Genomic DNA, 10,231 nt, shown 5'->3' on the forward strand with positions numbered 1-10,231 from the left:
CCTCCGGGTCTTCATTCCGAATTCCGAACTCCGCATTCCGAACTGGTGAGACGATGCTAATTGCGGAAAACCTTCAGAAGACGTACCGCCGGCACGCCGTCGAGGTGCCGGTGCTGACCCGGCTGAACCTGGAGGTCCGGACCGGCGAGTTCCTGAGCATCATCGGCGCGTCCGGCTCGGGCAAGAGCACGCTGCTGCACCTGCTCGGGACCCTCGACGAACCGGACGGCGGGCGGGTGCTGCTCGACGGCAGGCGGATCGACAACCTCCCGAGCCGCGCCCGCGACCGGCTCCGCAACGAGACGTTCGGCTACATCTTCCAGTTCTACCACCTGCTCCCGGAGCTCACGGCGCTCGACAACGTTCTGATGCCTGCCTACATCAGCAACTCGACGCTCGGCTGGTGGCGCAACCGCGCCCGCTTGCGCCACCGGGCCGAAGAGCTGCTCGAGAAAATGGGCCTGGGGCACCGGCTGAAGCACCGGCCGCGGGAACTGTCCGGGGGCGAGATGCAGCGCACCGCCATCGCGCGTGCCCTCCTGATGCGGCCCCGGGTGCTGCTGGCCGACGAGCCGACCGGCAACCTCGACGTGAAGACCGGCGGCGAAATCGTTCACCTGCTCCGCCAGATCAACCGCGAGGAGAAGGTGACCATCGTGATGGTCACCCACAACACCGACATCGTGTCGGAGACCGACCGCGTCGTGCGGATGGCGGGCGGGGTCATGATTGAGGAGGCCCCGGCTCAGCCGCGGGGGCCGTTTCACCCGCGGTTAGCCGCCGTCTGATCAATGCGGAGCGCGGAATTCGGAACGCGGAACAAAAGACGTTAAGAGTCGCGTGGCGGCTCTGGGTTCCGGTACCGCATTCCGCTGCTTTCTGTTCCGAATTCCCCATTTCGCATTCCGAATTCCCCATGTCGCTCGTTTGGGTCAACGGCACGCTCGTTGACAAGCTCGACGCCCGGGTAAGCCCGTTCGACCACGGGTTCCTGTACGGTGACGGCGTGTGGGAGCACCTGCGCGTGTTCGGCGGGGCGCTGTTCCGCGCGCCCGAGCACTTCGCCACCCTCGCCAAGGCCGCCAGCGCGCTTGCGATCGAAGTGCCCCTTTCGTCGGCGGAGCTGCTTGCGGCGGTCGAAGCGACCGTCCGGGCGAACGGCCGCACCGAAGGCTACGTTCGCGTGCTCGTGACCCGCGGCCCGGGGACGATCGGCCCGGACCCGCGGAAGCTCGAACCGCAAGTGCTCATCACCGCCGAAGAGTACCAGCCGTTCCCGCAGGAACTGTACGGTCACGGGTTACACGCCGTCGTGTCACCGCAACGGCTGGACGCCGACAACCCCGCGCACCAGTTCCGCACGCTGAACCAGCTCCACGTCGTCCGCGCGAAACAGCACGCGCTCCGGCACGGGTGCCTCGAATCGCTGCTCCAAAACCGGAATTGCGAAATCGTGGGGGCCACCGAAGGCGTGCTGTTCGCCGTGAAGGGCGATTTGCTCACGCTCGCGTCCGGGGCGGCGTGGGACGACACCGGTGCGGCGGTCATCGATTCGACCGCCGACCGGTTCGCGCTCGTTGAAGATCCGCTCCGGCTCGAACAGTTGCTTGCGGCCGACGAGGTGTTCGTTGCCGGAACCGCGTGCGGCGTCATCGGGGTCGTGCGCATCGGCGGAACGGACATCGGCCGCGGGATCGAAGGGCCGGTCACACGGACCGTGCGCGAAGCCTACTCCCGGATCACGCAGAGCGGGCTCAAGTGAGGCTATAAGAGCAGCAAAGACAGAAGAGGGTTGGCCACAAGAGAAGACCGAAGAGGGTTGGCCACAAAAAAGCACAAAGGGCACAAAAGGAAACCGAAGACAAAGACCGAAGAGGGTTGGCCGCAAAAAAGCACAAAGGGCACAAAAGAAAACCGAAGGCAGAAGACGAGTTTAAAAGCACTTCTCTTCTGTATTGGTTTTCTTTTGTGCCCTTTGTGCTTTTTTGTGGCCAACCCTCTTCGGTCTTCTAATCTCTTCAGTCTTCTCTTGTGGCCCATCCTCTATCGGCCTTTGCCCTCAGCTACAGACGCGGTTGCGGCCGGTGCGCTTGGCCTCGTACAGCTTCTGGTCCGCCTCCTGGCGCAGATGAAGCGGGGTGGTGACCTCGTCGCCCACCGTGCTCGCCAGTCCGATGCTGATCGTCATCTTGATCGGCGTCGACTCGAACCGGAACTCGTGCGCGGCCACGGCCTCCCGCAGCCGCTCGGCCACGTGCAGCGCGTCGTCCTTGGTGGTCTCGACGAGCACCACCACGAACTCCTCGCCGCCGGCCCGGGCGAACAGGTCCTCCTGGCGCACCGACTCGCGCACCACCCCGGCCAGCTCGCGCAGCAGGAAGTCGCCGCACAGGTGCCCCATGCTGTCGTTGATCGTCTTGAACTTGTCGATGTCGATCGCCAGCACCGACAGCGGCCGGCGGTGCCGCTGCGACCGCACCACCTCGCGCTCCAGGAACTCGTCCAGGTACCGCTTGTTGTGGATCTGGGTGAGCCCGTCGAGGATCGTCAGCCGGTAGATCTCTTCGTGGTACTCCGCCTCGATGTTCCCGCCCGCGAGGTACCGGTACAGGCAGTTCCCGACCCGCAGGTAGTCGCCGTCGCGCAGCAGCCGCGACGGCTCGATCACCCGGTCGTTGACGAACGTGCCGTTGGTGCTGCGCTGGTCGGAGACGCAGTACCCCTCCCCGGCCGGCTCGATGACCGCGTGCCGGCGGGACACCGAGTGGTCCGTCAGGCGGATGTCCGCGTCCTCGGCCCGGCCGAGCACCAGCGGGCGGTCGGTGAGCGGGTAGCGGCACCCCATCGTCGGGCCGGTGGGGTAAATGTGAACGAGGCACGCCTGCTTCGCCGTGGACAGCTTCTTCGGCGCGCTGATCCACGTCTCGGAAGCTTTTTCGGCCATCACGCGACCTGGCAACATAGCGTTCGGCGGTGAGAGAGTGCGGGCGTTTCGCCGCTACCAGACCGTAGTTCACGGAAATTACACCGGCCACCCGAAGCAAGCGGTCGCCTGAAATCACCCGAACAATCGCGCCACGCAATAACTCCTTTTATGCTTCCGCGCGAACTATTACGGCCTGGGCGAAACCGGCGGCACGATCCCGTTAATTTTCGCACGGGGTTTGGTCAGATCGACCAGAATCGGCTCGCGGGTGACGACCTCTTTGACGTTCCCGGCGGCGTCGCGGGCGGTCGCCTTCAGGTACACCCGGGCCGGCACGCCCGCGGGCACCCGCCAACTGTACTGCCCGGTGTTCGCGAGCCGTTTGGGGGCCGGCGCGTCCATCGCGGTGGCGCGGACGACCGGCAGGTCGGCGGCGGCGCCCGCGACCGGCTTCCACGGGCCGGTGGCCGCGTCGCTCCACTCCAGCGTGATCGGGTCGTCGCCGAAGTTCTTGTCGGTGGCCCGCCACTGGATGACGAGCGTGTCGAGGGCGTTCGGGTCGGACTGCGGCGGGAACAGGTCGATCTGCGGCGGGGTCACGTCCAGCACCACCCGCATGTCGGGCGCGTCGCCGGGCGCGGGCTCGCGCTCGCTCAGCCCCGCGCCGCTGACGGGCACCAGCCGGAACCCATAGTGGCCCTCCAGTTGCGGGTTCTCCGCGGCGTCGAGCGACACCCGGACGGACCCGCCCTTGGCCTCCTTGTTGTCGTGCTGGCTCCACTTCCGCCAGTTGCGCCCCTCGTCGCGGGTGACCCACAGGTCCACCCGGCTGAGGCCCGACGGGCCGCGGGACTCGAGGTCGAACCCGAGGTCGAACCGCGGGTAGCTGATGACCTGGGCGCGGGTCATCTCGACGGTCGGGCTCGCGCCGGACCAAGCGGCGGCCTGCTGGGTCGTCGCGCCCGGTGCCGGCGCCGGGGGCACGGCCTTCGGATCGACCACGGCGAGCGGCTTCGGCCCCTCCGCCGCCGGCTGGCTGCTGACGAGCGGCGCGCTCGGCGGGGTTTGAACCGGGAACGTCGCGGCCCCCGGCTGCGGCTGGGTCGGGAACGCCCCGACGCCCGGTTGCAGTTGGGCCTGGAACGCCGGGGCCGTGCTCGACGGGGGCGGGTTGGTCGTGAGCGCGCCGGTCGGCGGGGCCGTGGCGAGCGGCACGAGCGGGGTGTGCGGTTGCGGCTGAACGGGCGGCGGGGTCGTCGGCGCGACCGGCCCCAGCGGGGTGGGGTTGACCGGGAGTGGGCTGGGGTTGCTCGCGAGCGCATCCATCGCCGGCGGTGACACCGCGGCGCCGCCGCCGGCCCCCGCGAGCGGGGCCGCGGTGTTGACCGGGGTCGGGGCCGGCGACGATAGCGCCGTCGTCGTGTTCGCGTTCGCGTTACCGGCCGGGAAGTCGCGGATGACCTCGCCGCGGTTCCCGGCCATGTCCGCGGTGCTGATCTTGACCGTGACGCCCTCGCTGATGCCGCTCGGGAACCGCACCCCGGTCCGCGGCCCCGCCGGCAGGGTAACATCCTGCCAAGCGTTCTCGGGGCCGTTGGTGGCGCGGAACTGCACGCGGGTGGCTTCGTCGTTAGGGAACTTGTCGTCCACCGCCCACTGGACGACGATCTCGTCGCCGGTGCGTCTCGCGTCCGTAACACGGATCACCGGCTTGGTGGTGTCCACGACCATCTTCAGGTCGGGCGGGTCAACGGTCAGGTTGGCCGGGTCCGCGTTCCCCTTCATGTCCACGATCTGCATCTTGAACCAGTACAGCCCGTCTTCCTTGGCGGTGTAGATGAACCACTTCTTGTCCGGGGTGACGGACGCTTCCTGGCGCCAGGTGTTCTCGCCGTTGCGGGCCACGTACAGGAACACGTGCCGGATGGTGCTGGGGTCCTTTTCGTACTGGATGGGCAGCTTGATGCTGCGCGAGGCCATCGCGTGGTAATCCTGCCCGATCGGCTGGCCCATCGTGAGCCCGAGGAGGGCGGCGGCGGCGAAAGTCATGACCCGATTCCCCGGCGCTGAGGAAAACGCCCGCGCGGAACGCGGGCCGTATCGGGTGTATCGGCTGTGCGGGTCGAAGAATTTAGTATTTCGCGCGACGCGACCGGAATTATTCAAGTTGAGCGCGTGAAGCGTTTGGGAGGTGCCGGGAGACGAACTCGGTTGCATGGCGCCGGGATCGCCGCGCCTTGATCTCCGATTTCCCGCCCGTTTTGCCGGCGGGCCGGTCAACTTCCCAAACCGCCCCAATTAAGGACTTCGATCAAAAGCCCGTTCGCCCGAAGTCACAAATCCACAAATCCATTAAGACAGAAATCTTGCGAATTCATGACTTACTGACCTGACGACTTCTGGCCGGTCGTCCCAAGCCCTCGCGCCGCGTTGGTCCGGTGCAAGACATTGGCGCTCGATCGCCGGTTCGCTTACACCCCGCCGGCGGCGCGGGCCGGCTTCCCGGCTTCGTACAGCTCCAACCGGGACCGGTAGTCGGCCCGGCGCTCCGGCTCCGCGACCAGATCCATCGCCTTCTCCTGCCACCGCACGGCGTCGTCGAACTCGCCGCACTCGGCGCACGCGGCGGCGAGCGTGTCGATGAAGCTCGGCTCGCCCCACTCGGTCAGCTCGCACGCCCGGGTCGCGCAGTCCCGGGCACGGTCCCCGTTGCGCACGTCCGGGTCCGGGCAGGTGGCCCAGATCCACGCCAACTGGTTGAACGTGGACGCCGAGCGCGGGTCGCGCTTCAGCGCGTCGGTGTGGTCCCGGATCGCCGCGGCGTACCGTCCCTGTGCGTAGTGGACGCCGGCGCGCTCGTTGTACGGCACCGGTGACCCCGGCGCGAGCCGGACGGCCTCGTTGAAGTCCGCCAGCGCGCCGGCGAGGTCGCCCTGCGCCTTGCGGCCGTTCCCGCGGATCTCGTAGGCCCGCACCACGCCCGGGAGCTGCCGGATCACCTCGTCGGCGTCGGCCGCGGCGCCGGCGTAGTCGCGCAGCAGCAGCCGGCACACCGCCCGCCCCAGGTGGACGAGCGGGTCGTTCGGCTTCACCTCCAGCGTCGCGGTGTAGTCCGCGACCGCCGCCGCGTAGTCGCCGGCGAACTGCCGCACGGTGGCCCGCAGCGCCCACGCGCCCGCGTGCCGCGGGTCGGCGTCGATCACCGCGGTGGCGTCCTCGAGGGCGGCCGGGTAGTCTTCGAGATCGAGGTGGAGCTGCGCGCGCCACAGCCGGTAGCGGTGGGCGTTACCCGGGTCGGCGGCGATGGCCGCGGCGAAGTCGCGGAGCGCGGCCCCGCTGTCGCCCCGGTCGGCGTGGCACCGGCCCCGGAGGGCCACCAGGGCGACCCGCTTCGGGTCCAGCTTCAGCGCCCGGTCGCAGTCCGCAACGGCTTGCTCGTACTGGGCTTGCGCGAACAGCTCTTCGGCCCGGTCGGCGTACGTCTGGGCGTCGTCGGGCTTGAGCCGGATGGCCTGGTCGAGGTCGTTGAGCGCGCGGACCCGGTCGCCCAACTCGATGTACGCGTGCGCGCGGAACCGGTACCCGGCGAAGTCCCCGGGGCGCAACCGGATCGCGCGGGAGTAGCACTCCACGGCCTCCTGGTAGTCGCCGGCGGTGAGGGCCTTGTGGCCGCGGGTGTACAGGTCGGATGCGTCGTCGGTGGCGCGGTCGCGTGGCATGTGCGGGTTTCGTTCCGTCGTTAGGCGGGCGGGGAGCGAACGGGCACCTGAAAGGGACCGACGGCGCGGGTGCCCGGTTCAGGTATCTTATCTCACATCCGCCCCGAGTGAAACCGAGATGCCGCGATGCGCGTGTTCGACCTCCCGGAACCGGACTTCCGGCCGCTGGCGCTCGCGTTCTCCCCGGACGGGCGGGCGCTCGCCGCGTGGGGCTCCGACGGGATGTACGTTCTCGACGCCCTGTCGGGTACCGTTCTGGAGTGGCTGGGTGCGCCCGGCCCGGTGCCGCACGAGACGCTCGGGGTCGGGTTCACCGCCGACGGGCGCGCGGTCGTCGCGTTCCGACACGCCCTGCGGCCGCCGGTACAGGTGCACCCGCTCGACCCCGGGGTAACCGCACGCGCGTGTCCGAAGGACCACGGGGCCGCGTTCGAGGTCGGGCGCTCCGGGGCGTTTGTGTACCTCACGCACGACAGCGCGGGCCTGTTCCAAATCGTGCGCTGGAACCCGCTTACAGGCGAGACCGAGCGTGGGGCGTGGGGGCGGGGCGACCTCCGGGTGCTGGCGGTTTCGGCCGACGAGCGGTGGGTCGCGGGCGCGCGGGGGAGCAACGTTCGCGTGTGGGGGGCCGGCGGTCCGAAGCCAGTCGCCCGTGCAGCCCGGCAGTTCAAGACCGCGAACGGCGCGGCGGTCCGCGCGCTCGCACTCGCGTGTGACGGGGCGTTCGCGGCGTTCCGCGGCCCCGCGGTCTGGTTCGGGGCCGTGGGCGACGGCAAGGTGTGGACGATCGCCGGGGCCGCCGACCACCCCGGTCGGGATCTCGCGTTCCACCCGGCGCGCCCGGTGCTAGCGTACACGGCGGGGCAGCCGGAGGTGATCTTCTACGATGTGGCCGCACGCGCCGCGCTGAAGCGGTTCGCGTGGGGCGTCGGCCAGTTGAGGGCGGTCTGCTTCAGCGCCGACGGGCTGCGGTGCGCCGCCGCGGCCCGGGGCAAAATCGTGGTGTGGGACGTGGACCCGTGAGCCGCTACTGCTTCACCTTCTCCAGCACCAGGAGGGCGGCGTTCTTCCCGTCGAACTCCTTCGGGCGCGTCGCGTCCTTGCCGGTCGCGAAGCACATCGTCAGCTTGCCGTCCTTGTCGAACTTGTAGATCCCGAGGGCCTTGTCGTCCGGCTGGACGAGGTCGATCGTGAACGGCTCCTTCTCGTTGCCCACCGCGAACGTGCCGACGTCGGGCTTGCTCTTCTCGTCCTCGATCACCGTCACCTTGGTGCCCTCGAAGATGAACCGGCCGGCCGCGAACTCCTTCTCCGGGACCGCCATCCCTTTGACCTCGGCCTTGACCACTTTCCAGGTGCCCTGGAACGGGGCCAGCTCCTTCGGCACGTCCTTCTTGTCGTCCGCCGAAGCGTGGGCCACGAGCGCGAGCACCAGCGAACCGAGCAGTGCGAACCGGACCATATCGGACCTCGTTTAAGGGCACACCGTACGCAATCAGTGTACGCCCCGCTGGCCGCGGCACCGGGTCAGTAGTCCAGGGTCCGGAACTCGTAGGCCGCGACCGCCAGCACGCCCGCCGCGAACGTCAGCGACGCCAGCACCGACAGCTCCGGCTGGAACCGCTTGCTCTGCTTCACCGCGTCCAGCTCCGGGACCGGCGTCGAGTACGCGCCGGCGTCCATCGCGTCGAAGAAGATGCCGCTCAGGTCCAGCGGCTTCGGCAGCACCCAGTACCCGGCCTCGACCAGAAACGCCGACAGCGGGGCGAGCCCCTCGACCGGGAACGCGGTCACGCGCAGGTAGGTGAAGTTCATCGCCCAGCACAGCACCCAGAACAGCAGCGTGCCGAACACGCTCACCACGGTGCTGCGGGTACACACCGCGAGGAACGCGCTGAACGCGTAGAACACCGCGAAGTTGGTCACCAGGAGCGGCACCGCGAGCCAGTACCGCGCGTCCCAGATGCCCGTCCCGAGGCCGAGGCAGACCCACGTCGCGCCGACGAAGATCGTGGCGTGGAGCGCGACGAACAGCACCACCCCGGCGCACTTGCCGACCAGCAGCGCCCACCGCGGGGCCGGCTTCGCCAGCAGCACCGTGACCGCGTGCGGCTCGAGGAACGTGGGCAGGAACCCGGCGGTCCACAGCAGGGCGAGCAGCACCCCCACGGTGTCGGCGGCGACACCGGCGAGCCACAACTGCACCTCGCGGGCCGCCGCCTCGCGGGTCTTCCGCAGCGGGTACGTGTGCAGCCCGAACCCGAGCGACACCTGCCCGTCCACGATCCGCAGCCCCTCCTTCTCGACCGTCTCGCGCCCGACCCGCGCGGTCTCCTCGGGGGTGACGGCCTCCATCCGGCGGCGCAGCAGCTCGTCGCGCCCGGTGCGCTCGGCGTCGGCGAGGGTGAACCCCTTCAGCCCGAGCCGCTTCGCCTCCTCCCACCCCACCCGGGCCGCGTCGTCCCGCTTGGTGCCGGCGAGCGCGTCCTGGCGGATCTTGTCCCACCCGATCTGGGGCAGGTCGAGCCGGTTGACGTACACCGGGAGCTGGTCCGGGTGCTGCGGCCCGGGCGCGTCCCCGCTTACCGACACCCCCAGGCAGAACAGCGCGCACACCGCGGTCAGCGCGAGCATCACCCAGAACAGCTTCGTCGCGAGCGACTGGCGGAACGTGTCGCGCACCATCCAGCGGACGGTGCGGATGGCCACCGGCAGCGAGTTCATGCGGCCTCCGGCTGGTACAGCCGCTGGAGCGCGGCTTCGAGCGTCCGGGCGGCGCCGGATTGGGGGTCGCGGAGCAGCTCGGCGAGGGTGCCGGCGAACGCCACCCGGCCGGCCACGAGCACCGCGGCGGAGTCGCACAGCTCCTGCACCTCGGTCAGCACGTGCGACACCAGGAGCACCGTTTTCCCGGCGGCCCGGCGCTCGCGCACCACGGCGCGGAGCAGCTGCCGGCCGAACAGGTCCAGCCCCTCGGTGGGCTCGTCGAGGATGAGCAGGTCCGGGTCGTTGAGGAGCGCCTGGGCCAGCCCGAGCCGCTGCACCATGCCCTTGCTGAACCGCGCGACCGGCTCGGCCTGGCGGTCGGCGAGCCCGACCCGCTCCACCAGGGCCGCCACGCGCCCGTCGAGCGCGGCGGCGGGGACGCCCGACAGCCCGCCGTAAAACCGCAGCAGTTCGGACGCCGACAGGTACCGCGGGAACGCGTGGTTCTCGTGCATGTACCCGACGCGCCCGAGCGTGCCCCGGTCGGCCAGCGGCGCGCCGAGCCGGGTGACGGCGCCCGACGTGGGCCGGCAGAGCGAGAGGAGGAGCTTGATGAGGGTGGTTTTGCCGGCCCGGTTCGGCCCGAGCAGCCCGAACACCTGCCCGGCCGGGACCGTCAGGCTCACCCCGCGCAGGGCCGGCACCCCGCCCCGGCCGAGCGGCCCGGTCGGGTACGTCTTCACCACCTGATCGAACGCCGCGGCTGCCGTCACGGTCGGCGCCTCCGGAAGTTAGCACCCGTTACCGACTGGTAACATAGCTCACATTTTGAGCCGTTACAGAAACCAGAAGACAAACAGTCTTCACCGCAGAGGGCACG

At 69.6% G+C, this 10,231-nt stretch carries 9 protein-coding genes; 3 read left to right on the plus strand and 6 right to left on the minus strand.

What is annotated here, in order from left to right:
• Window positions 1-53 precede the first annotated feature (53 nt).
• Window positions 54-788: an ABC transporter ATP-binding protein gene (locus R5W23_RS30075; protein ID WP_261187631.1), complete on the plus strand. Its 735-nt coding sequence runs from the start codon at window positions 54-56 to the stop codon at window positions 786-788.
• 128 nt (window positions 789-916) lie between these two features.
• Window positions 917-1,762, plus strand: a complete 846-nt coding sequence (locus tag R5W23_RS30080) for an aminotransferase class IV (protein ID WP_320689576.1) — start codon at window positions 917-919, stop codon at window positions 1,760-1,762.
• Window positions 1,763-2,059: 297 nt separating this feature from the next.
• Here R5W23_RS30080 and R5W23_RS30085 read toward each other — a convergent pair whose 3' ends face one another.
• The 3 genes from R5W23_RS30085 to R5W23_RS30095 all read right to left on the minus strand — a co-directional run bounded on the left by R5W23_RS30085 (window position 2,060) and on the right by R5W23_RS30095 (window position 6,645).
• A complete protein-coding gene (locus R5W23_RS30085) occupies window positions 2,060-2,944 on the minus strand; it encodes a GGDEF domain-containing protein (protein WP_320689577.1) in 885 nt (294 codons plus the stop codon).
• A gap of 168 nt (window positions 2,945-3,112) precedes the next feature.
• A complete protein-coding gene (locus tag R5W23_RS30090) occupies window positions 3,113-4,975 on the minus strand; it encodes a hypothetical protein (RefSeq protein WP_320689578.1) in 1,863 nt (620 codons plus the stop codon).
• A gap of 422 nt (window positions 4,976-5,397) precedes the next feature.
• Entirely contained in the window at window positions 5,398-6,645 is a 1,248-nt protein-coding gene (locus tag R5W23_RS30095; protein WP_261187627.1) for a tetratricopeptide repeat protein, read from the minus strand.
• Window positions 6,646-6,771: 126 nt separating this feature from the next.
• Between R5W23_RS30095 and R5W23_RS30100 the strand changes: the two genes are divergently transcribed.
• Entirely contained in the window at window positions 6,772-7,668 is an 897-nt protein-coding gene (locus R5W23_RS30100; RefSeq protein ID WP_320689579.1) for a WD40 repeat domain-containing protein, read from the plus strand.
• Window positions 7,669-7,672: 4 nt separating this feature from the next.
• On the opposite strand, the gene R5W23_RS30105 is transcribed toward R5W23_RS30100, so the two are convergent.
• From R5W23_RS30105 to R5W23_RS30115, 3 genes are all read right to left on the minus strand, one after another.
• On the minus strand, window positions 7,673-8,107 hold the full coding sequence (locus tag R5W23_RS30105; RefSeq protein WP_320689580.1) for a TIGR03067 domain-containing protein: 435 nt from the start codon (window positions 8,105-8,107) through the stop codon (window positions 7,673-7,675).
• Between the two features lie 65 nt (window positions 8,108-8,172).
• Window positions 8,173-9,369 carry an ABC transporter permease gene (locus R5W23_RS30110; RefSeq protein ID WP_320689581.1) on the minus strand — a complete coding sequence of 399 codons (1,197 nt, stop codon included), beginning with the start codon at window positions 9,367-9,369 and terminating at the stop codon, window positions 8,173-8,175.
• A complete protein-coding gene (locus tag R5W23_RS30115; RefSeq protein WP_320689582.1) occupies window positions 9,366-10,124 on the minus strand; it encodes an ABC transporter ATP-binding protein in 759 nt (252 codons plus the stop codon). Before R5W23_RS30115 ends, R5W23_RS30110 begins: the two co-directional genes overlap by 4 nt.
• Window positions 10,125-10,231 lie beyond the last annotated feature (107 nt).

This window comes from Gemmata algarum, assembly GCF_034097035.1.
GTDB classification, from domain to species: domain Bacteria; phylum Planctomycetota; class Planctomycetia; order Gemmatales; family Gemmataceae; genus Gemmata; species Gemmata algarum.